Annotated in this window: 17 protein-coding genes and 3 pseudogenes; 4 read left to right on the top strand and 16 right to left on the bottom strand. The window is 69.5% G+C overall.

The window, feature by feature from the left end:
• Positions 1-18: 18 nt before the first annotated feature.
• Positions 19-504: pseudogene (locus tag M8859_RS14705) on the bottom strand (ATP-binding protein); the annotation flags it as partial.
• Positions 501-1,856 carry a Mu transposase domain-containing protein gene (locus tag M8859_RS14700; protein ID WP_249644357.1) on the bottom strand — a complete coding sequence of 452 codons (1,356 nt, stop codon included), beginning with the start codon at positions 1,854-1,856 and terminating at the stop codon, positions 501-503. The gene M8859_RS14700 and the pseudogene M8859_RS14705, both read right to left, overlap by 4 nt.
• An 865-nt stretch (positions 1,857-2,721) precedes the next feature.
• Here M8859_RS14700 and M8859_RS14695 point away from each other — a divergent pair.
• Positions 2,722-3,378 carry a hypothetical protein gene (locus M8859_RS14695; protein WP_249644356.1) on the top strand — a complete coding sequence of 219 codons (657 nt, stop codon included), beginning with the start codon at positions 2,722-2,724 and terminating at the stop codon, positions 3,376-3,378.
• A 73-nt stretch (positions 3,379-3,451) separates the two neighbouring features.
• Here M8859_RS14695 and M8859_RS14690 read toward each other — a convergent pair.
• Positions 3,452-3,580 (bottom strand): annotated as a pseudogene (locus M8859_RS14690) (transcriptional regulator); the annotation flags it as partial.
• Positions 3,581-3,881: 301 nt separating this feature from the next.
• On the opposite strand from M8859_RS14690, the gene M8859_RS14685 reads away from it, so the two are divergent.
• From M8859_RS14685 to M8859_RS14675, 3 genes and pseudogenes are all read left to right on the top strand, one after another.
• Positions 3,882-4,955, top strand: a complete 1,074-nt coding sequence (locus tag M8859_RS14685) for an aldo/keto reductase (RefSeq protein WP_249644355.1) — start codon at positions 3,882-3,884, stop codon at positions 4,953-4,955.
• Between the two features lie 28 nt (positions 4,956-4,983).
• Positions 4,984-5,277: pseudogene (locus tag M8859_RS37255) on the top strand (maleylpyruvate isomerase N-terminal domain-containing protein); the annotation flags it as partial.
• Between the two features lie 64 nt (positions 5,278-5,341).
• The gene (locus tag M8859_RS14675) at positions 5,342-5,638 is read left to right on the top strand and encodes a maleylpyruvate isomerase mycothiol-dependent enzyme family protein (RefSeq protein WP_308221201.1); all 297 of its coding nucleotides are present in this window, start codon (positions 5,342-5,344) and stop codon (positions 5,636-5,638) included.
• A 243-nt stretch (positions 5,639-5,881) separates the two neighbouring features.
• Here the strand turns inward: M8859_RS14675 and holA are convergent, their stop codons facing one another.
• The 13 genes from holA to M8859_RS14610 all read right to left on the bottom strand — a co-directional run bounded on the left by holA (position 5,882) and on the right by M8859_RS14610 (position 21,710).
• The gene (gene holA, locus M8859_RS14670; protein WP_159928137.1) at positions 5,882-6,853 is read right to left on the bottom strand and encodes a DNA polymerase III subunit delta; all 972 of its coding nucleotides are present in this window, start codon (positions 6,851-6,853) and stop codon (positions 5,882-5,884) included.
• Positions 6,854-7,125: 272 nt separating this feature from the next.
• Positions 7,126-9,789: a ComEC/Rec2 family competence protein gene (locus M8859_RS14665; protein ID WP_249644353.1), complete on the bottom strand. Its 2,664-nt coding sequence runs from the start codon at positions 9,787-9,789 to the stop codon at positions 7,126-7,128.
• Positions 9,786-10,679, bottom strand: coding sequence for a helix-hairpin-helix domain-containing protein (locus tag M8859_RS14660; RefSeq protein ID WP_159928135.1), 894 nt, complete (start codon positions 10,677-10,679; stop codon positions 9,786-9,788). The genes M8859_RS14665 and M8859_RS14660 overlap by 4 nt, the downstream gene beginning before the upstream one ends.
• A 667-nt stretch (positions 10,680-11,346) precedes the next feature.
• On the bottom strand, positions 11,347-11,829 hold the full coding sequence (locus tag M8859_RS14655) for a GNAT family N-acetyltransferase (protein WP_159928133.1): 483 nt from the start codon (positions 11,827-11,829) through the stop codon (positions 11,347-11,349).
• Between the two features lie 83 nt (positions 11,830-11,912).
• Complete coding sequence (locus M8859_RS14650; protein ID WP_159928131.1) at positions 11,913-12,755, bottom strand: DegV family protein; 843 nt, start codon at positions 12,753-12,755, stop codon at positions 11,913-11,915.
• Positions 12,756-12,758: 3 nt separating this feature from the next.
• Positions 12,759-13,451, bottom strand: a complete 693-nt coding sequence (gene octT / locus M8859_RS14645; RefSeq protein ID WP_159928197.1) for a diglucosylglycerate octanoyltransferase — start codon at positions 13,449-13,451, stop codon at positions 12,759-12,761.
• A 760-nt stretch (positions 13,452-14,211) separates the two neighbouring features.
• Entirely contained in the window at positions 14,212-14,874 is a 663-nt protein-coding gene (locus tag M8859_RS14640) for a histidine phosphatase family protein (protein ID WP_159928196.1), read from the bottom strand.
• The gene (gene rsfS / locus M8859_RS14635) at positions 14,868-15,281 is read right to left on the bottom strand and encodes a ribosome silencing factor (protein ID WP_159928129.1); all 414 of its coding nucleotides are present in this window, start codon (positions 15,279-15,281) and stop codon (positions 14,868-14,870) included. Before rsfS ends, M8859_RS14640 begins: the two co-directional genes overlap by 7 nt.
• A gap of 28 nt (positions 15,282-15,309) precedes the next feature.
• Positions 15,310-15,951 carry a nicotinate-nucleotide adenylyltransferase gene (gene nadD, locus M8859_RS14630; protein ID WP_159928127.1) on the bottom strand — a complete coding sequence of 214 codons (642 nt, stop codon included), beginning with the start codon at positions 15,949-15,951 and terminating at the stop codon, positions 15,310-15,312.
• Positions 15,952-16,062: 111 nt separating this feature from the next.
• Complete coding sequence (locus M8859_RS14625) at positions 16,063-18,024, bottom strand: tetratricopeptide repeat protein (RefSeq protein WP_195070034.1); 1,962 nt, start codon at positions 18,022-18,024, stop codon at positions 16,063-16,065.
• A gap of 2 nt (positions 18,025-18,026) precedes the next feature.
• The gene (locus tag M8859_RS14620) at positions 18,027-19,877 is read right to left on the bottom strand and encodes an HSP90 family protein (RefSeq protein WP_159928123.1); all 1,851 of its coding nucleotides are present in this window, start codon (positions 19,875-19,877) and stop codon (positions 18,027-18,029) included.
• Positions 19,878-19,913: 36 nt separating this feature from the next.
• Entirely contained in the window at positions 19,914-20,273 is a 360-nt protein-coding gene (locus M8859_RS14615) for an MmcQ/YjbR family DNA-binding protein (RefSeq protein ID WP_159928121.1), read from the bottom strand.
• Positions 20,274-20,282: 9 nt separating this feature from the next.
• On the bottom strand, positions 20,283-21,710 hold the full coding sequence (locus M8859_RS14610) for a vWA domain-containing protein (protein ID WP_159928119.1): 1,428 nt from the start codon (positions 21,708-21,710) through the stop codon (positions 20,283-20,285).
• Between the last annotated feature and the right edge of the window lie 2 nt (positions 21,711-21,712).

Below are 21,712 nucleotides of genomic sequence, written 5' to 3'. Positions count from 1 at the left end.
TCCGGTGGTGGCTCTGCGGAGGTTGTCGGCGGTGGTGAAGTAGGTGCGGTAGCCGGCGTGCGCGGCCGCCCTCGCGAGGCCCGTTGCCAGATGCGTCTTCCCTGTGCCGGGTGTCCCGATGAGCAGGACGTTGGTGGCGGTTTCGAGGTAGCGGCAGGTGCCGAGCTCATCGAGCAGCGGCCGGTCGATGCCGGAGGCGGCGTCGACGTCGAAGTTCTCCAGCGACGCCGGGGTGGGCAGGTTCGCGAACCGGAGCCGGCCGGTGAGCCTGCGGGCTTCGGTGTCGTGGACCTCGATCCGCAACAGCTTCTCCAACGTGGCTGTCGCCGAAAGGTTCTGCGTGGTGGCGTCTTCCAGGACCGATGGCAGTGCTTCGGCGGCGGCGTGGAGTTTGAGGGTGGCCAGATGCGACCGGAGTTGCTGGTAGCGGGTCGCGGTTTCGTCGGCGCCGACGGCTTTGGTGGCGCGGCGGGGAGTCTTCTTCGGGGCAGGGCTGGCGGTCATTTGCGGCTCCTGGCGGTGGCGGCGCGCTCGTAGGCGGCCAGATCGGTGACTGTGGCGTTGGTGGTGGCAGTCGCGGCGGTGGCGTTTGCGGGGTCGGCGGCGGCTCGCAATGCCGCGGCGGCGGCTCTGGCGGCGTCGCCGGGTGGGATGCGTTCCTTGCGGCGGTGGGGTCGGCCGGTGTTGGCCGCGGCCATCGCGGCGGCGTCGAGTGCGACGATGTGGCTATGGTCTCGGACCGTGGCGCCCAGGCCGTCGGCGGCGCGTTGGTGGCGGGCGATCACGATGCCGCCGGTGGTGGCGATGTCGATGATGTTGCCGCGCAACGGTTGCGCGACGATCACCGTCGCCGACGCCAGTTCCGGTGGCACCGAGTAGCGGTTGCCGCGCCAGGAGATCATCGCCTGCCGAGAGGCGACCCGGGGTTCGGCGACCATCGCCGGATACGCCTCGGCAGGTAACGGTCGCAACGGCTCCCTGGCGGCGACGGTCGCGACGCTGGCGCGGCCGTCGGCGGTCGGTCGCAGCCGGGTGTCCCCGCGCAACGAACAGAACTTGTCCAGGGACGCTTGGGCTTGTTCGACGGTCATCTCGTCGGCGAGTGTGCGCCACCAGCGTTGCGCGGCAGTGTGATTGACCTTCTCGACCACACCCTTGCGGTTCCCGCGACGGGGTGGGCAGATCGCCGGCACCACGGCGTAGTACTTCGCGACCGCGGCGAACGACGCGGTCACCTGACCGCTGGAGGGGTGGCAGACCGTGGACATGCGGTCGAACCGCCACGACCCGGTCACTCCGCCCAGTGCGCGGGCGACCCGGTCGAGTCCTTCGATCAGGTGCGGCTGGTCGGTGGACGGTGCGAGGTAGCCGCGCCAGCGGCCCGAGTGGGCGAGTGACCCGACCAGCAGGTGCGCGTTCGCGCCCCACCCCCACGAGACGGGTGGGTTCGGCAGATCGACCCAGTCCCATTGGGTTTCACCGCCGGGCGGATGTGGGATGACGGCGTTGGGGCGTTCGGTCGCGGTCCGGCAGGATTGGCAGATCGGCCGCAGTTTGCGGGTGCGGATGTTGCGGGTCAGCGACTGATACGACAACGGGAAGCCGAGGGGTTCCAGCTCGTCCATCAACGTCTGCGCCCACAAGTGCGGGTCCTCGGCCAGGCGAGCGGTGACGTAGTCGACGAACGGTTCGAACGGATCCGGCAGATGCCGCTTCCGCACGCCAGGGACGCGTTCCCCGGCCAGATACGCGCGAATCGTTTTACGGTCGCGACCGGTATGGCGGGCGATCTGCGAGATCGTCCAGCCCCGGGCACGCAGGGCACTGATTTCCACGTCTTCCTCACATGTCAACATGGAAAAGCGGGCCTCCTCCGATCGAAAGCGCTGGTCAGGTGTGGTAACCACCAGCTTCGGAGGAGGCCCGCCCTTCACGGCGGAGCCACACGGAACAAATGGGGAATCTCGGTGAGCGTCAGTGGGGAATTTCAGCGAGCGCCGTCACTGGGCGGAATTTCAATGTATTCGCAGCTCAGAGGCTCACGGAACCAACAACACCCATCGCTGCCAACTCTTGACAACGACACCCATCGCACGCTGGATCGATGTGAGTACATGGAGTTACCCATGTACCTGCGAAATCAGTTGCCTCCGTGGGCATCAGTCCGTGACGCCCCGGACGGCTTCCGCCTCGACCATCACGGCGACTACGCATGCACCACCGCCCGCATCACCTCTCCGTACAGGAAGCCCGGCAGAACGAGCAGATAGTTGCCGATGCCGTCGATGACGGACGCGTCAGTGGTATTGGTCGTACGTGCCGAGACCCAGCAGAACAAGAGGCGCCACACGCCACTACAGCTGGTACCGCTTCGAGAACCAGCCGCCCACCCGAAAACCGCAGGTCGTCCCGTTTCCATGTTCGACATGCCCCAGCCCTAGAGTTGGGGCCGATTGACCAACGCCCGCAGGGCATCGCGATCCTTCAGAGGGGATATGTACCCACGATGACCAGGCGTTTTTCAGTTGCCCATGTTTTGCGTGTCCTGCGAGGGCACGCATAACATGACAATGACAACGGCCTTCTGAGCAGTACACCTGCCACCGCGGCACTATCTCGTTCGCAACATCAGCCCGCGTCGATGACACGAGATGACACAACCTCGCCACCTCTCCGATTGCAGTGTCCACCGAACCGCGTCGAGTCTGTACTCTCGCGACGATGACTTGGAGTTGGGCCATTCCGGGAGCCATGGGCGCGATCTACACCCTGCTGATGGCCGTTCCTGCTACTCACCGGCGTCGATGCGCGGCGCGCGCCGAACTGCTCGCCAAGCTCGTCGCCGCAGCAGGGGATCGCTGCCCGAAAGCCTTGCGGGCGGAGATGATCGAGAAGATCAACTGGGTAGCGGCCTACAGCGCCATCCGCTACACAGGAAAGCGCCGAATGATCGTATGGATCGGATGGCCTGTGTCACTAACCTTCTTCACGCTGTGTGCCGCAGCCGTCATCGTCCACGAAGGCGGGCGAGCACCGAGGTCCCCTGCAATGTTCCTGGGCACAGCGGCCGGGATCGGCGCGATCATTGCCCTCCAACTCATCCCCGTAGTCTTCGTCATGGACTGGATGTACGCGCGTCGTCTGCTGTATGTGAAGGTGGGTGGACGAGACGACTTTGCCCACCTCCGTTTCCCTGGTCTGCGGCGACGTGGATACTCCTCTGGCACCGCGAAGAGGCTGATCTCGCAAGCCTTCGGGGATCAAACGCGCGGAGAAGCGGTCAGTCAGGGTGACATCCTCGCCCTGCGCCGTGCCATGTCTGAGTGGGAAAACTCTCCAATCCAGTGGCCGCTGCGGACACCAAGGCCACCTGTGTAGGCAGCCAGCTGACGCCCACCCGCCATGGGTCACCGGCACAAGCGGGCGTTTAAGGAGGAGTGCGTAACCAATATGTCACCCCCGCCAGTTCGGCGACCTCTTCCCGCCGCAGCCCAGGCGTCCGGCGCGCCTGCCTGCGCTGGGGCAAGCCGAGATCGTCCGGCGTCAACCGCTCCCGACGGGCACGCAGGAAGGCAGCCATCTCCTGCACTCGGTCCGCGCTCCCTGGCCCTGCGGGGTCACGCGAGCTACCTCCTCCGGGCCCCGGGTCGCGGCGCTGTATGGAATCTGCACCGCTCCCTGGCCCTGCGGGGCTGCGCGAGCTACCGCCTCCGGGCCCCGGGTCGCGGCGCTGTGTCGGGTTCACCGTGCCAGTCATCACCGTCGATCCTACGGCTGACTAGGACTGGCTTTCCCAGGAAGAAGCTTCCCTTACTGCGTCTCGCGCACCGTTGAAGACTGTGTTTCGACAGCATGGCATCGCGAAACACAAGGAGCTGGACATGTCCAGAGCCCGCACCCTCGACACCTACCGGCTGCTCGGCCGCTCGGGCCTCCGGGTGTCGCCACTGTCCCTGGGAACCATGACCTTCGGCGCCGATTGGGGCTGGGGCGCGGACCGGGACGAGGCCCGCAAGATCTTCGACGCCTACGTCGAGCGAGGTGGCAACTTCATCGATACGGCCAGCCAGTACACCAATGGCACTTCCGAGCAACTGCTCGGCGAATTCACCGCGGACAACCGCGAAAGTTTGGTGCTGGCCACGAAATACACCATGCTGCGCCGCCCGGGTGACCCGAATTCCGGTGGCAACCATCGTAAGAGCATGATCGGCTCGGTCGAGGCCAGCCTGCGCAGGCTCGGCACCGACTACATCGACCTGCTCTACCTGCACGCTTGGGATTTCCTGACCCCGGTCGAGGAGATCTTGCGCGGTATGGACGACTTGGTGCGGTCCGGGAAGGTGCTCTACGTCGGCATCTCCGACGCGCCGGCCTGGCAGGTCGCGCGGATGCAGACCATCGCGGACCTGCGCGGCTGGTCCCCGCTCATCGCACTGCAGATCGAGTACAGCCTGATCGAACGGACCGTCGAGCGCGACCTCATCCCGATGGCACGCGAACTGGGCCTCGGCGTGATCCCGTGGTCACCGTTGGCCAGCGGCGTGCTAACCGGCAAGTACAGCCGCGGCGATCTGGACCACCAGGTCAATGGTTCGCCCGAGGGCAGCCGCAAGAACGTGGCCGCCGCCAACGGCTCGCTCACCGAACGCGGTCTCGCCATCGCCGACATCGTTCAGCAGGTCGCGGCCGAAATCGGCAAGACGCCCTCGCAGGTCGCGCTGGCCTGGACGCTGCGCGATCCGGCGGTCACCTCGCCGATCATCGGCGCGCGCACCGCGGCGCAGCTGGAGGACAATCTCGGCGCGCTCCAGGTGGAGTTCGACCCGGCCCAGCTCGCTCGGCTCGAACAGGCCAGCGCCGTGGACCTCGGCTTCCCGCACGAGTTCCTCACCCGCCCGATGGTCCGGAGTGTCACCTTCGGCGACCTGAAGATCGAAGGACGCGTCCGATGAGTTTCGACTTCCTTCACCGTCTGCATCCGTGACAGCACCGACCACGGAGAGTGACGATGAACCTGGACCAGATCGAGATGTGGACGCGCGCCGAACGGCTCGGGCTCGCAGACTTCCTCGACGACCTGGACGAGCACGAGTGGGGCGCGACTCCCTGTGTCCCGGCTGGACCGTGCACGACGTCGCGGCTCATCTCACTCTGTCCAACCGGGTCACTCTCGGTGCGACGCTCGCGGGCATCATCCGGGCGCGAGGCAACTGGAACCGGATGACGGAGCGGATGGCGCGCGATCGCGCGCGCCGCTATTCCCCCGCGGAGCTGATCGCGCAACTGCGAGAAGGCTCCGCGTGGACTCGGCGGGCGCCTGGGGCGGGGCCGTCCATTGGTGGACACCATGATTCACGGACAAGACATCGCCCGTCCGCTCGGTCGGCGGCGCGCCGTGCCCACCGAGCAGGCCGTCGTCGCACTGGAGCACGTGCTGCGCAGCCCCTTCTACGGCAGCGAGAAGCGCCTGCGCGGTGTGCGCCTGCTGGCCATCGATGCGGAGTGGTCGGCAGGCACCGGAACGGAGGAGGTCAGCGGACCGCTGAGCGATCTGCTGCTCGTGGCAACCGGTCGCGTTGCCGGGCTCGCCGGGTTGACGGGGAAAGGTGTGGAATGCCTCGCCGGTGCGTTGTGAGCTCGCGTGCTCCGTGCCTCCGGGCGGCCTTCGAGGGAGCCCTCGACTCCTGGCAAGCGCCGTACGGTAGGCAGCGAGTTCCGAGCCGAGCTGGGACACGACGGGCGGCCACTACTGCGCGGGCTCGATCGCGACGTTCGCCGCCGCATCGAACGTTCGGCTACGGCGACCTGCCGCACCGCACGACGCCGCGCGTGCTGCGCTGACATTCGCGATACGTGCGGTGTGGGCGATGCGGCTCGATCAGCCCGCGCCGTGCAGGTCCAGTATCTGGGTGAGAGCGTGTTCCAGAGCGTAGCCCGCGTCGGCGGCGCCGCCCTTCACGTCGGCGTTGAGGGTCGCGACCACCTGAAGGGCCGATCCGATGGTCGCCTGAGTCCAATTCCGAGCCTGCGCTTGTGCCTTCTTCACCTTCCACGGCGGCATGCCGAGCTGTTGCGCCAGCTTGAACGGGTCACCGCGCCCGGCCGAGCCGACGCGGGCGATGGTGTGCACCGAGTCGGCGAGCGCGTCGGCGAGCAGGACGTGCGGCACGCCGCGGTCGTTCGCCCAGCGCAGCGCCTCCATCGCCCCGGGGCGATCCCCCGCCACCGCGAGCTCGGCCACGTCGAATCCGGAGACCTCGGCCTTGCCGGAGTAGTAGCGACGCACGGCCGCCACGTCGATCTTCCCGCCGGTGTCCGCGGCCAGTTGCCCGCACGCCGCCGCCAGCTCACGCAGATCCGAGCCCACCGCCTCCAGCATCACCTGGACGACCTCGCCGGACACCCGCACCCCGGCGTTGCGAAACTCGCCGCGCACGAACTCGACTCGCTCGGCGGCTTTGGTCAGCTTGGCGCAGTCGTGCGTGACGGCGCCTGCCTTCTGCAAGGCGGGCACGAGCGTTTTGGCCCGTCCGCCACCGGAGTGCAGAACGACCAGCACGACGCCCTCCGGCGGGCTCTGTACCGCCTCGGTGATCACCGCGACCGCGTCCTTACCCGCCTCGGCCGCCGCCTCGAGGACGATCACCCGGTCCTCGGCGAACAGCGACGGGCTCAGCAGTTCCGCCAGCTCCGCGGTACTCGCGTCACCCGCTCGCAATCGATCGACCGGCACCGCGTCGGGATCCGGAGCCAGCGCCCGTATCTGCGCGGTCAACCCGCCCACCGCGCGCTCGATCAGCAGCTCTTCTTCCCCGAGCATCAAATGCACCGGCGCTGGTCGCTCGCTCACGCCGACGTCTCCCCGCTGCCGGAGGGCGTCGTGCCCGACAGGCGTGCCCCGTTGCTCCACTCGCCGCGCTCATCCACAGCCCGATCCTACGGTTCCCGACCGACACCCCGACTCGACCCGGCACCGCGCCGTGACACGCGCGACGCCGACCGGAAGACTCGGCCGCACACGAATGGCAATGCTCCTCTCATCCCTCCGTTGGTGATCAGGGGCTGGTCCCTCGAACCGGATCGAGTGGAACGCAGCGGCACTTCGCCCGTACGTCCGCGGGGTCAGCGTGAACTCGTCACGCGGAGGTGTTCAGCACTGCCGGATACCACGATGTCGCCTTGCCGATCCGTCCTGGCCACGGTCGCCCCGAGATCGGTCAAGTCGGCGAGAACGCCGGGGTGCGGGTGTCCGAAGGTGTTGCCTGCGCCGACAGTGACCAGTACCAGTCGGGGACGCACCGCGTCGAGAAATGCTCTTGTGGTGGTCCGTGAGCCGTGGTGCGGCAGTTTGAGAATGTCCGCTCGGAGGGGAATCCCGGCATGCATCAGGGCCCGCTGGGCCTGCGCCTCGATGTCCCCGGTGAGCAGGATCCGGCCCCCGGGCGTGCGGGCGGTGACGACCACCGAACGGTCGTTGGCGTCCTCCGTTTCGGCTCCCCGGACCGGACGCGGACCGTTCCGGGCCGGCGCGAGCACTTCGAATTCGATCCGCCCGAAACTGAGCACGTGTCCGGCCGACAATCCCAGCAGCGGCACGCCCGCGTCTGCGGCGACGGCCGCGACCTGCTCGAGCCCCGAGACAGGATCACGCGCGTCGCCGGATGGCCGCGCTGCCCGGCCGCTTCCGCCTTCGGTCGCACCGCAGGCCATGGGCATTCTGGCAGCACCGGTATTGTTCGCGGCCGGTGTGACGATCGGGCCGGGACCGCAGCGGAGGCCGGCTTCGGGAGTAAGCCCAGCAGGTTCGGGTCGACCAGGTGGTGGAAGCGCCTCGAGTTCCTGGATGCCGACCGCTATCGCGTCGACCGCGCGACCGTGTAGCGCGCCGGTGAGCCCGCCGATGTGATCCGCGTGCGGATGGGTGAGGATCAGCAGCGGGATGCGTTTGATGCGCAACCGGTCCAGACAGGTCCGGATCGGGCGCGGGTCCGGCCCGACATCGATGACGACGGCGGCGCCGGGACCGGCCGGCACGGCCAGGCCGTCGCCTTGGCCGACATCGCACGCCGCGAGGACCCAGCCGCTCGGCGGCCAGCCCGGATGCCAGAGCCGCACCGGGACCAGGATCACCGCGACGCCGAGCACCAGCGCGGCGGCGACTCGCCGCACTGCCCGGGCACGCAATGCCGCGATCGCGACCGCCACGACGACACTCGCGATCAGCCCTCCCGCCAGGCCACCCGGCACAGTGACGGTCGCGCCGGGCAGCGCGGCCGCGTACCCGGCCACCCACAGCAACCACCACAGCGGCGGCGCGGCGCAGCGCAGGATCAACTCGGCGAGGGGCGACCATAAACTCGCCAGCACCGCGCCACCTGCTCCTATGACGGTGATCGGCGCGACGACCGGGGCCACGAGAACATTGGCCAGTACCGCGACCAGGCTGAGCCTTCCGGTGAGCGCGATCAGGATCGGTGTCGTGACCACGAACGCCCCTGCGGACACGGCGACTATCTCGGCGGGCATCCGCCACCATCCCCTGGCACGCAACCAGTCGGCCCAGCTCGGCGCCAGCAGGATCAGGCCGCCCGTCGCGACGACCGACAGCGCGAACCCCGCGTTGACGGCGAGCGCGGGCCACAGAGCCAGTAGCGCGATGATCGCCGCGCACAGCGCGGGCAGCGCCTGTTTACGGCGACCCGTGAGCACCGCGAGCAGGGTGATCGCACCCATCGCACCGGCTCGCAGCACGCTCGGGTCCGGCCGCGCGACGACGACGAACATGAGCAGCGCCGCCGCCGCGACAGCCGCCGCGGCACGCGGACCGAGCGTCAGCAGGCGCACCACGAACAACACGACGGAAAGCACGATGGTGCAATTCGCGCCGCTGACCACTGTAAGGTGCTGCAGCCCGGCGATCTCGAAGTCCTCGCGCACCTGTTCGGGCAGCGCCGAGGTGTCACCGACGACGAGCGCGGGCAACAGGCCCGCGGAGTCGGGCGGCAGCGCCCGCGCGGCCGATACGCCGAAATCGGCGCGCACCGAATTCGCGACGCGCTGCCACCACGGCAGCGGCCCGGCGGCAACGGGCGCGCCCAGCGCATGCAGCGTCGCGACGGTGAGATCGGGTCGGCGCGGCTGATCGACCCGGGCCCGGAACTCGACCGGCCCGCCCGGCGACAGATCGGCCCACTCCGGTCCGGAAGCCAGGATCACCACCGCGCCACCCGCGCGGACGGTCACGCCGCCGCGCCGGTACTCGCGCAGATCCGCCCGGAGCACCCACTGCCGATCCGCGCCGGGCACCCTGACGCGCAGCGGTTTCGGGTCGTCCGTCGGCGTGACCACCACGCGCAGCGATTGCCCCGCCGCCGCCCGCAGCGGATGCGTCGCCCCTCGATGTTCCCGCCAGGCCGCCGCGGCGGCGAACGCGGCACCGAGGATCACGGCCGCGAGCGCCACCACCGCTACCGATCGCCACCGTTCGCCGCGGTGCGCGATGGCCCACAGCAGCAGTACCCACAATCCGATAGCCGTCATCGTCAACGTGGCCGCCAGTACCGTCCCGGCCCGCCACCCCGCCGTGAGCGCGACGATGGTGGCGCCCCAGCAGCACAACGCGGCGGGTAGCAAGCGAGCGTCCAGCACGTGGGCGGCGCCGGGCTCTTCCGTCGCACCGCCCTCCTTGCGACCTCCATCGGCCCGAGCGGTCGTGCCGGTCTCCGACGATCCCGCAGGCGATCCCAGCGTCCGGCGAACCACTTCGAGCAAGCCGCCGGGATTCATACCCGCACCAGATCACGCAATCGGGCCAGCCGGGCCGGGCCGATGCCGTCTACCTCACCCAGTTGCTCCACGGAGCTGAAGCGGCCATTGGTCGTACGCCAGCTGACGATGGCGCGTGCGGTGACCGGCCCGACACCGGGAAGACCATCGAGTTCGGCCTCAGAGGCCGTATTGAGGTCGATCCGGCCCCCCGAAGACGAGGGACGACCCGAGGTGGCGGCGGAACCGGAGGACGGACGCCCGCCCACGCCGATCGTGCTGCTGCTCTGGTGCGGCGCGGCGGAATTCGGGACGGCCGGACCGACCAGCACCTGATCCCCATCCGACAAGCGCTGGGCCAGATTCAGACCGCTGGTGTCGGCGCCTTCGCTCGGGCCGCCGGCCGCGGCGAGCGCATCGGCGACGCGCGATCCCTCGGGGAGGCGGACAAGACCGGTGCGCTGGACCAAGCCGACGACACTGACGACCAGCTCGGCTGTCGGCGGACCGGGTTCGACGCCTCCGGTCGGAGCCCGGACCGCGCTCACCGACGCAGCCGCAGCAGGTGTTTCGAAGGCAGCGGTCTGCCGAATCGGCAACGGCGTCACCGGGTGTGCGATCGGGCGCTCGAGGAACACGATCACCCCGGCGATCACCATCGCGGCGAGCCCGACGAGCCCGAGCGTACGCACCCCACGGCGCCCCGGATCGAGTCGGATGCCTCGGAATCGTTCGGGCACAAGCCGATGCCGCCGATCTGGTCCGGTTGCCGGTTCCTCGAGCCAGCCGGGAAACCGTACGCGACCGACATCGTCTTCGCCTACCCGGTCGGGAGTCGGGTCGTCGGGCAGCCGCAGGAGACCCCACTTTCCCTCCCCGGCCGAACGATCGTCGGGTCGTGGTTCACCCATCCGCGTAGCCCCCTGAGAGGAGCTGCCTTCCCGTGCCGATCGGTGTTCATCGTCGCCATCGGAACCGGTCGCGTCGAAATTCACCGATGTCCCGGCGTCCAGGGACGCGGGCACGGCTTCTGCGGCCATCCGAGCAGCAGGCGCGACATGTGACGTGCCATTCGATGTCGATTCGACCATCGCAGAGCGCGAATCACTTTCGCTGGAGGGCGACGGTCGTGCACTCCCGCCTGACCGCCCGCCGCGTGGTGTGGTGGCAACCGTGCCCCGGGTGGGAGTCGCGAGACCGGCACGATCCAGCTGCCCGGTCTTTCGCGCGGGCTCTCCGCTCGAGGAGCGCGCCGTACTCCACCCGGACGGTTCGCGCTCCGTCCCTGCCCCGGCCGCTGCAGCGCCCACACCGGCCGTTCTGCTCGCGCCGACCCGGGCGGTCAGCTCACCCAATCGCAGTCGTACCCGGTCGCGTTCGTCCTGTCGTGACATGGCGGCGACGGTAGTGCGACCACACGGCGAAAATGATGTCCTCACCAGGCATTCGACAGGTCTGTTGACAACCACCGGGCTGTGCACAACCCACCCCTCGATCGGCTGACGCCTTCATCCGGACACGCCGTCTACTTCGCAGACGCATTCGCACGCCCGCGCCGCGAGGGCCTGAGCCGCCGCCTCAGAGTTCCTTGGCGAAGCAATTCGAAAGCGGCAGCACCTCGTACGGCGAGAAGATCGGAATACGGTGGTAGCCGCTGCGTTCGTAGAAGCGAACAGCCTCCGGTTGCAGGTGACCGGTCTGCAGAATCAATCGGGGGCGTCCGGCCAGGCGGGCGGCATCCTCGGCCGCGGCCAGCAGCAGCGCCGCGGCGCCCGAGCCGCGGTGCGCGGGGCGGACGAACATCCGCTTCACCTCGAGGTCCTCCGCGTTCCATCGCAGGGCGGCGTGGCCGGCCGGACCGTCCGAGTACGCCACGAAGGTGCGGTGCACGGTGACGGGATCGACGGCATTCGGATTGGTGCGCAACTGCCCTGCCAAGTAGGCGTAGCGCGGCCCGACCTCGGCGGCCATCTCCGCGCGCAACGTCACCGCGTCCGGATGCTCCCAGTCCACCGCGGTCACGGTCAGCGGCGGACGAACCGGCGGCTTGGCGGAACTCATGACCCGACGCTAGCCGCGTGTCCCGGGGCAGCGCTCGGATTCAGATCACCGAGATTGTTGCCCGAGCGGGGAATCCGGAACTCTCAGCGACACCCGCCCGGGACGACGAGCACGCCGAGCGCTCCCATTCCGAGGTGCACCGCCAGCGACGGCCCGAACTCGGCGACGATGAGTTCCTCGATTCCGGGAATGCGTTCGCGTAGCTGGCCCGCGACGGTGTGTGCGGCGTCCTCGGCGCCGAGGTGTTGCACGGCCACGGCGGCGCCGTCCGCACCGGCCACGTCGACCGCCGCGGCGACGAGTTTCGTGTAGGCCTTGGAGCGCGTCCGGACCTTCTCGCGCAGCTCCAGCCGCCCTTCGACCATGTGCAACAGCGGCTTGGTGACCAGCTCGCTGCCGAAGAATGTCGCCGCGGACGAGAGCCTGCCGCCGCGGCGCAACTGCTCGGTGCGATTGACCAGGATGAACGTGCGGGCGCGCGCGGCGGCGGCGACCGCCGTGTCGTAGACCGCGTCCAGCGGCGCCCCGTCCTCGGCGCGCCGCGCGGCGGCCAGCGCCGGCAGCCCGGTGGCCAGCCCGGCCCCCAGCGAGTCGACCAGGCGGACGCGGTCGGCGGCGTCCATGTCGCGCACGGCCTGCCTGCCGGCCTCCCATGTCCCGGACAGCCGACGGGAAATATGCACCGCCACAACGCCGTCGCCGCCACTGCGTTCCCAGGCAAGCTCGTAGACCGCGCGCAGCTCGCCGGGTGAGGCGGCCGAAGTGGTCACGGTGTCGGAGGCATAGTCGATGTCGACCGGGTCGACGCCTTCCCGCATCGCCCGATCGCCGACCAGGACATGCAGGGGGACGACAGCGATATCCAGCTCGTCGAGATGTTCGGCAGGGAGGCTGGCGGACGAATCGGTGACGATCACGACTGCCACGGACTACCGAACCTCCTGCAAGGTCTTGACCATCGCGTTGGCCACCGCCGCGTGACCATCCCAGCCCCAGTGGATGCCGTCCGGGTTCGCCTCGCCGGAGAAGATGTTGTCGCGCACCGCTTCACCCAGGTCGACCAGCGGCACCGAGGTCCGCCCCGACCAGGCGCGCAGCGCCTCGACCGCACGCGGCCTGCCGGAGTGCACGCGACCGTAGGCCGCGCAGTCGTGCACCGACGGCAGCACCGCGACGACGGGCAGGTCGGGGCGCAGCTGGGCCAGTGCGGTGCGGGACTGCTCCAGGTAGTCGACGCTGACCTTCGGCGGAAGCGCCACGGGCCTGCCGAGTTTCGACAGCTTCGGTTGCAACCAGTTGTAGGTGGCGCGGACGACACGGCGCAGGGCGGGCGGGCGCACATACCGGATCAGTTCGCGCAGCGCGGTGGGCAGCGGCGAGGGCAGCGTGTCCATGCCGCCGACGGCGAAGACCACCGCGCCCGCGCGCGGCACCGCGGCCCACACGCGGGGATCGCCGATCAGCGCCCAGTAGGCGTCACGGCAGGTCCAGCCGATCCGGCCGACCAATTCGACGTCCCAATCCAGCTCGGCGGCAACCAGGTTGGGCCAGATGCGCGGATGGTCGGCGGGCAGTCCGCCCTTGGGTCCGAAGTAGGAGAGGGAGTCGGCGATCACCAGCAGTACCGGGCGTGCGGCTTCCCGGGCCTCGGCGGGCCCTTCGGCGGATTTCGCCGGCTCGGCGACCCGCTCGGAGGCGTCCTCCTGAGCGACAGCGTCCTCGATGGCGGTGTGCGCTCGCGGCCGCGACTCGATGGCGACTTCCGCGGCGGGAGAGACGGACTCGGCGGTTATGACCACAGCGGGGTGGAGTTCGGCTGCGCCGGAGTCGGCGGGTGCGTTTGTGACGGCGGGACCGCCGACCGCTCCGGTGGACACCGCCGATTCGGCGACTATGGCCGCGTTGGCGGTCTCGGCGGCTTCGGCCGCACCGGCGGCATCGACGGCATCGGCGGCATCGGCCGCACCGGCGGCATCGGCCGCACCGGCGGCATCGGCCGCACCGGCGGCATCGGCCGCACCGGCCGCACCGGCGGCATCGACCGCAGTGACCGATTCATCGAGCCCACCCACGAATTCGGCGGTCGGCTCCGAAGCGGAATCCTGACCGACGGCTGGCGCGATAACGCTGCCGGAGTGTGCTTGCGGCTCCGATTCGGTGACGAGATCGCCTACTGCGGCGACCGATCCGTCATCCTCCGCGTCGGATCCCTCGGCGGGCTCGGACGCGCCGCCCGATTCCGCGCCCGACGGCCGCTCGGACGTTGCCTCGGGTTCGCGAGACGCCGGTGGCGGGCCGCCGAACAAGGCGTCCGGCAACTGCCGCTCAGGTCTCGCCGACACCTTACGGAACAGTTCGTCCGGGACCGATCTGATCGGATCTTCAGAGGACATCCGGTGCTACCTTCGCCGCCGCGTTCCACACATCCAGACGCCAGCCGGGCTGTTCGATGCTCGGGCCGTGACTGCTGAGCTGCACCCAGCTGGTGTTGGCCAATCCGCCCAGGATCGGCCAGTTCTGCGGCGGCAGGTCCAGCAGCGCGGCCGTGAGGGCGGCGATCAGCCCGCCGTGCGCCACCAGGATGATAGTCCGGCCGGGCCAATCCTGCCGCCCGACCAGCAACTCCCGTACGACCGGCAGCGACCGCGCGCCGACCTCGAGTTTGCTCTCCCCGTTGGGCGGGGTGTAGCGCGCGTCCAGCCGCCATGCCATGCGCGCGCCCGGGTAGTCGGCGTCGACCTCCAGATGAGTCAGCCCCTCCCAATCACCGAGATTGGTCTCCCGCAGCCGCGCGTCGGGGACCACGGTGAGCCCGGTGTGCTCGGCCAGTGCCGTCGCGGTGTCGAAGGCCCGGCGCAGATCCGAGGAGTGGATCGCGATGGCGTTACGCGAAACCAGCTCCCGCGCAGCCTCTTTGGCCTGTCTGCGACCGAGTTCGGTGAGATCGGTATCGATCTGGCCTTGCATACGGTCGGCAGCGTTCCATTCGGTTTGCCCGTGGCGCAGGAGGATCAGGGTGCGCACGCCGGCATGTCTGCTCACGATCGCGCCTCGTCCTCCGTCGCAGCGGCGCGCTTGTCCGGCGCGGCCCCGGTGATGCCCGCGACCGGCACGACCGGGCAGTCCTTCCACAAACGTTCCAGCGCATAGAAATTGCGCTCGTCGTTGTGCTGGATGTGCACGACGACGTCGACGTAGTCCAGCAGCGCCCAGCGGCCTTCGCGGGTGCCCTCGCGCCGCACCGGCTTGTGCCCGGCCGCGCGGAGCTTCTCCTCCACGTTGTCGACGATGGCGTTCACCTGACGTTCGTTGGGTGCGGAGGCGATCACGAAGCAGTCGGTGATCACCAACTGCTCGGACACGTCGAGCACCACCACGTCGGACGCCAGTTTCTCGTCGGCGGCCCGCGCGGCGACCTGCGCGATCTCCACCGACTCCGCGGTCGCGGTCATGCCCGCACCTCGCTGCGCTCGCTCACGCTCAGCTACCTTCCGCTGCTCCGGGCACATACAGGTGCCGCTTCGATATGTACTGCACCACGCCGTCGGGGACGAGGTACCACACCGGCCGGTTCTCGGCGGCGCGGCGACGGCATTCGCTCGACGAGATCGCCAGCGCCGGGATCTCGATCATGGTCACCGCATCGGCCGGAAGATCCCGCAGATGCTCCTCGAGATGATCGGTGTTCAGCTCGTACCCCGGACGGCTCACCCCGACGAACTTCGCCAGTTCGAACAGTTCCGCCCAATCCTGCCATGTGAGGATGCTGGCCAACGCGTCCGCACCGGTGATGAAGTACAGCTCGGCGCCGGGATACTTCGATTGCATCTCCCGCAGCGTGTCCACGGTGTAGGTGACCTTGCCGCGGTCGATGTCCGCGCGGCTGACCGAGAATCGCGGGTTGGAGGCGGTGGCGATGACGGTCATCAGGTACCGGTCCTCGGCCGGGCTGACCTGCTCGTGTGCCTTCTGCCAGGGCTGTCCGGTGGGGACGAAGATCACTTCGTCCAGGTCGAACCGGTGAGCGACCTCGCTGGCGGCGACCAGGTGCCCGTGGTGGATGGGGTCGAACGTGCCGCCCATCACCCCGAGCTTGCGGCCGCGCCGACCTGTCTCGTGCATGACTGCCGAGCTTAACGGGTAGCGTGCGGCCCCCACGGGCCGGTCAGCGGGCGGACCCCCGACTGGGGACGCCCGCCCGCACTCCAGCCCTCCGCGTATCCGGTGGCGTCCTCAGGCGGTGGTTTCGGTGATGCCGCCGATCTGCAGCATTCGAGCCAGCTGAGCGCGGGTGTGCGCGAGTTCCCCGGCCGCCTCGGCCGACTGTTCGGCCGACTCGGCCAGTTCGCTGGTCAGCGCCCGCATCGATGTGAGCCACAGTTGGGGATCGGCTTCGCGGAACACTTGGAGCCAGGCCGCCGACCGCAGGCACCGCGCCCGCTGCGCCACCGCACCCAGCCCGGCCCACAGCTCGGCGGCGCGGTGATAGGCCGCCACGGCTTCCGCTTCCTGCCCGCAGTACTCGAGCGCGGTGGCGGCCGACGAGGCGAGGTCGGCGTGCAGACGCGTCCGTTCCGGATCGTGCTCGACGAGCCGTGCTCCTTCGAGAAATTGGCGCGCGGCGTCGCGGTGGCGGTCCAGCGCGTTCAGGGATCGGCCGAACTGCGCGCGCACCACCGCCAGCTCGCCGGACGGGTACGGGAGCGCGCCGCTGACCAGAGCCTGTTCGAACAAGGCGACGGCCTCGCCGTGGCGCTCGGCGCGGTGGAACGCGCGCGCGGCGACGAGGGTGTGATGCAGCACGTCCGGTTCGGACAGCCCCTCCCAGCGGGCGGCGGCGCGCACCGCGGCGTCGGCCAGATCGAGCTCACGGTCCGGTTGGCTCGCGATGGCGATGACCAGCTGCGCACCCAACCGGGCGGCCTCCTGCATGGTCAGTACCGGTGTCCCGAGCGCGAGCGCTTCCCGCAGATGCGCTTCCGCCTCCTCGGGCGTATCGGCGAGCCGGGCGGCGGCGAGTTCGGACAGCTTGCTCACCTCCGCGGCCCGGTCGCCGGAGAAGTCGTCGCCCGACGCAACGCTGCCGGGACCGCGGCCCGCGCGCGGCAGTGTGCTGCGCAAACCGAGTGGCAGCCGGTCCAGCAGCGGCTCGGCGGCGAGCCGGGCGGCCGTGCGCAAGCTGACCGCGCCGTTGCCGTTGCGAGCGTCGTAGCGGGCGCACAGCGCGCCGATCTCGACTTCCAGATCCGCGCGCACCGACTCCACCGTCGCGCCCGCCAGGGGAAGGTCGCCCAGCCGCAGCGTCACCAATCTGCGCAGCAGCACGCACACGCCGGTCGCGAACGCCAGCCGCGCGCCCGCGTCGGCGCCGGAATCGGTCAGCCAGCTCGCGTGTTCGGCGAGGATCTCCAGCCCGCGCGCTTCGTTACCGGTCAACGCGCAGAATTCGACGTGCAGCGCCACCGAGGGACGGAGGTCCTCGGTGTGCCGGACCAGCGGGTACCCGGTCAGATGGGCGCCGCGCGCGGCGGCGGCGCGACCGGTGCGCACCAGTGGAAGCAAGGCCTCGGCCAGCACGCGGTGCGGTTCTTCGGCGCAGGTCCGATCGCCGTCGAGCACGGGTTGCCAGTGCGCCAGGCCGCCCTCGTCGTCGCCGCAATGCACGCTCGTCACGCCCCACTCGCTGCGTTCGCAGGCGTCACAGTCGGACATGCTGTCGCGCGGAGCGGCCATCGCCGCTTCCAGCCACGCGGCGGCGGCCGCGCTGTCACCGATCTTGCGCGCGAGTTCGGAGCGCAGCGCCAGCACCGGGCGCGGACTGTAGCCGCGCTGCCGATATCTGCTGTCCAACTCGTCGAACCAGTGGTCGATCGTGGACAACGGTATCGACGGGTTGTCGACCATTCCCCAGGTCATCCATTTCAGGTACCAGTGCACCGAGTGCGTCATGGAGCCCAGCTCGGCGGGGTGATCGTCGTAGATGCGCAGCAACCTGCCGTATGCGACAGGCACCAGATCGCGCTCGCCCGCGTAGGTGTAGGACTGCGCCAGTTCCAGCAGCACCCTGCCTTCGAGCGCGCGATCGGCTCCCGATTTCGCGGCCGCGGCCAATGTTTCCAGCCGCTCCGTCCGAGTCCGGCCGTGCGGCAGCGCGTAGACCTGTCCCAGCGCCGCGTTGATCTCGGTGGCGTCCATGCTCACTCCGTCTCTTCGCCGCGGTCGGCGGCCCGCTGGGTGGCCCAACCGAGGAATTCGCCGAAGGCGCGGTTGAGCAATGCCGTATCCGCGGCGCTGAGCGGACGGTGGGTCATCAGCAAGGCTTGGCCGTACAGCGATTCCACCGCCGTCTTCAGGAAGCCCGAGTCACCGATACGGGCCAGCCTGCGCACGATCGGGCTGCGGTGGTTGAGCACGAGCTGTGCACGCGGCGCGGTGACCGCCAGTGCGCCGAGGATCTCGGTCCACAGTTCGTCGGCGTCCTCGGCCGTCTGCGCCCTGGCCCGTTCGTTGCGGGCGGCGCGCCCGTCGAGGTAGAGCGCGGGCACCGAGACCGGATGGAAGGCTCGCACGATCACGTCGCAGGAGAGCGGATCGAGCGTGGTGCGCGCCAGCGCGAGTACCCGGGCCAGCGCCAATTCGTCGTCCGGGTCGACCGGGTCGAGTGCCGCGGTGATCGCGTCGGCGTCCAGTTCGACCACCTCGACGCCCGCCAGCAACCGGGGCAGCTGCATGATCAGCTCGCGGTCGTAGGCGTAGCCGCCGTTGACGACGCCGATGCCCTGTGCCGCGGCGGTAGAGGCCACCTGGCGGAACTCCTCGACTGTGGAGGTCACTCGCACGGTGCGGTGATTGCGGGCGAACTCGGTGAGCGGCACGCGCCCGTCTGTGGTCTCGAAACTCAGATGGGGCAGCATGATGCGCAGCAGGTCGACCGAATGGCCCGCCATCGCCTTGACCCCGAGTGCGTGCACCGACAGGAACGCGGCCAGGCGCTGCGGTTGTTCGGCGGCGATCTCGGTGAGCCAGTCCCGGATCCGATCGCCGAGCACCTCGCGGACGACGGCCAGCCGCTCGTCCTCGTAGAGCGCCTCCCGCGACGCGGTGGGCCGCAGCGTGTCGGTGTCGATCACACAGCGCACGAAGAACGCCCAGTCCGGCAGCACGCCGCGCACCGCGTCGCCGAGCAACATTCCTTTCAGGTACACCCGATGCGCGCTGCTCTCCGACGGGTTCCCCGGCTGGGACAGCACATAGGCCACGCCGCTGACCCCGGCAGCCCCGGCATCGAGGTCGATCACATCGAGCGGCTGGAAGCCCAGCCTCCGGTGACCGTATTCGAGCAGAGCGGCCCTGCGCTCGCCCGCCGTCGGATACGCGCGCCGCCAGACCGGAACCCCGTCGGTGATCGTCGTCACGACGCCGTCCGACTCCACCGTCACCGCATAGGGCAGCAGCGAGCCGAATTCACGGGCCAGATCGATCACCCGTTGCGGCTGGAACCACGCCCGCGCTCCCCCGCGGGGAGTGAGCCACACCGTGGTGCCCGGCTCGGCGTGGTCGCCCGGATGGAGCGAGCGCACCGAGTACGTGCCGTCGGCGGAGGCCGACCACTCGACAGGCGGTGCGGTCGTGTCGGTGGCCGATCGGGTGACCACCCGGATGGTCTCGGCGACGGTGAAGCAAGCCAGCAGTCCGATGCCGAACTGTCCGAGGAACTCTCGTCGTGCGCCCTCGATCTCGTCGCGTTTGGACGAGCGGCCGATGGTGGCGAGGAACCGGTGGACGTCGGTCTCGGTCAAACCGATGCCGGGATCACTGACGCGCAGGCCGGACTCGTCCAGGGTGAGCCGTATCGCGGTGGGCGCGCCCGAATCCAGCCGGGCGCGCGCGGTGACCGCGTCGACGGCATTCTGCAGCAGCTCGCGCAGATAGACCCGCGGACTCGAGTAGAGGTGATGAGAGAGCAGATCGACGATCCCGCGCAGGTCGACCTGGAACGAATAGTTGTCGTGCACCGCCGCCGGACCGTTGGGCGTACTGTTCACCATGGCCGCCGATCTTGTCGGCGCGCGCCAAAGGTTCCCTTAACGAACGCTTTCCGGTCCGGCGCTGGGGCGCTTGCTCTTCGGCAGCTTGCTCACGACGGCCTCGTAGGAGAGGTCGACGAGTTCGTACAGTTCGTCGTCCGGAACGGCCCCGGCGAGCTGGACGACGTTCCAGCCGTACCGTCCGATGTAGGCCGACGCCGCCACGTCCTGCGGGTACACCCGGACCAGTTCGTCGGCCTCTTCGCGGGTCCGTCCACATTTCACGCCGACCGACGTCGCGCCGAGGAACGCGAAGATCTTGTCGCCGACCTTGGCGACGACGTCGCCCTCCCACGGCTCGTCCTGCCAGGCGCCCGGCTTGGCCAGGCAATAGCGCAGCAGCGCGGCGTCGTCCATGCTCGTCTCCTACACCGGCAGCAGCCGCGAGACGACCGCGGTGAGCTGTTTGGCCGAGCGGCATTCGTGCATCTCGATCACCTCGCGGTACTTGTCCGCGGCGGAATCGCCGGAGCCCCACTGATTGCGCGGTTCCGGATTGAGCCAGTGCGCGTGCTTGGCGACCCCGACCAGCGACCGCAAAGTGTTCAGCTCGGGATCACGGTAGTTCGTGCGTGCGTCGCCGAGGATCAGCAGCGAACTGCGGCTCGTGACGGCGTCCGGGAAATCCCTGGCGAACCCGGCCAGCGCATTGCCGTAGTCGGAGTGCCCGTCCAGGCCGACGACGCTCGCCTCACCGAAGATCCTGGCCATCGCCCGATCCAGTTGGGTGTGCGGATCGAAGAATCGGGTCACCTCATCGATCTGGTCGACGAAGGCGAAGATACGCACCCGGGAGAACTGTTCGCGCAGCGCGCTCACCAGCAACAGCGTGAAGCTGCTGAAGCCGGCCACCGAACCGGAGACGTCGCACAGCAGTACCAGTTCGGGGCGTCCCGGCCGCGGCTTACGGTGCACCAGATCAATGGGGACCCCGCCGGTCGACATGGACGCGCGCAGCGTACGGCGCAGATCGATGGCGCCGCGGTGAGCGTGCCTGCGCCGTGCGGCCAGGCGCGCGGCCAGAATGCGGGCCAACCGCTGGGTACTGCGCTTGAGCTCGGTGAGTTCGGCCTCCGAGGCGCGCAGGAAGTCGACGTCCTCGGCTTGGCGGGCGACTCCGTAGGTCGCCACCCGTTCGCGGCCGATCCGTTCGGCGACCCGCCGCCGCGTCTCGGCTTCGACGGTCGCGCGGAAACCGGTGATGCGCTGCCGAGCGGCGCGCCGGGCGATTTCGGCGTCGAACTCGCTCGCATCCGGTCCGAGGGCCATACCCGCGAGGATCTTCGCCAGCAACGTCTGCGGCTGCACCTCTTTCAGCGCCTGGTACGACGAGAACGAAGGACCGCGGGCGGATTGGTACTGGCCGAGTTGCTCGACCAGTTGCGCGGCCAGCGCCTCCAGCTGCGGGGTCGCCGACTCCTGTGCCAGCAGTTCGGCGAGCAGCTCACGCAGCGCGGGGATGTCCACCTGCCCGGCAGGCGTGTGCGGGATCTCGACCTCGTCCACCGTGCGAGCGCGTTCTCCGAGCGCGACCGGGAACCACAGGTCGAACAGCCCGTCGAAGGTTGCCCGGTGGGTGGTTCGCCGCAGCAGTGCGCAGGCCAGTCCTTCGCGCAGCACCTCGCGGTCCATCAGGTCGAGCACGGTCACCACCCGGCCCGCATCCACCGTCTCCGAAGGTCCGACCGGTATCCCCCGCACTCGCAGCGCCTCCACGAAGCCGACCAGATGCCCCGCCAGCCCGTGCGGCGCGCTCAGCGACGCGACATCCGGGGGGACCGATCCGGTCGCCATGG

The sequence above is a fragment of the Nocardia sputi genome (genome assembly GCF_023501985.1).
Note: the sequence above shows the minus strand (reverse complement) of the source record. Positions and strands in the feature narration are given on the sequence as shown.

Bases quoted from the DNA above. Each gene is read 5' to 3' on its own strand.
- M8859_RS14700 (WP_249644357.1), bottom strand. From the start codon at position 1,856: ATGTTGACATGTGAGGAAGACGTGGAAATCAGTGCCCTGCGTGCCCGG.
- M8859_RS14695 (WP_249644356.1), top strand. From the start codon at position 2,722: ATGACTTGGAGTTGGGCCATTCCGGGAGCCATGGGCGCGATCTACACC.
- M8859_RS14685 (WP_249644355.1), top strand. From the start codon at position 3,882: ATGTCCAGAGCCCGCACCCTCGACACCTACCGGCTGCTCGGCCGCTCG.
- M8859_RS14665 (WP_249644353.1), bottom strand. From the start codon at position 9,789: ATGAATCCCGGCGGCTTGCTCGAAGTGGTTCGCCGGACGCTGGGATCG.
- M8859_RS14660 (WP_159928135.1), bottom strand. From the start codon at position 10,679: ATGGGTGAACCACGACCCGACGATCGTTCGGCCGGGGAGGGAAAGTGG.
- M8859_RS14655 (WP_159928133.1), bottom strand. From the start codon at position 11,829: ATGAGTTCCGCCAAGCCGCCGGTTCGTCCGCCGCTGACCGTGACCGCG.
- rsfS (WP_159928129.1), bottom strand. From the start codon at position 15,281: ATGACCGCGACCGCGGAGTCGGTGGAGATCGCGCAGGTCGCCGCGCGG.
- nadD (WP_159928127.1), bottom strand. From the start codon at position 15,951: ATGCACGAGACAGGTCGGCGCGGCCGCAAGCTCGGGGTGATGGGCGGC.
- M8859_RS14625 (WP_195070034.1), bottom strand. From the start codon at position 18,024: ATGGACGCCACCGAGATCAACGCGGCGCTGGGACAGGTCTACGCGCTG.
- M8859_RS14620 (WP_159928123.1), bottom strand. From the start codon at position 19,877: ATGGTGAACAGTACGCCCAACGGTCCGGCGGCGGTGCACGACAACTAT.
- M8859_RS14615 (WP_159928121.1), bottom strand. From the start codon at position 20,273: ATGGACGACGCCGCGCTGCTGCGCTATTGCCTGGCCAAGCCGGGCGCC.
- M8859_RS14610 (WP_159928119.1), bottom strand. From the start codon at position 21,710: ATGGCGACCGGATCGGTCCCCCCGGATGTCGCGTCGCTGAGCGCGCCG.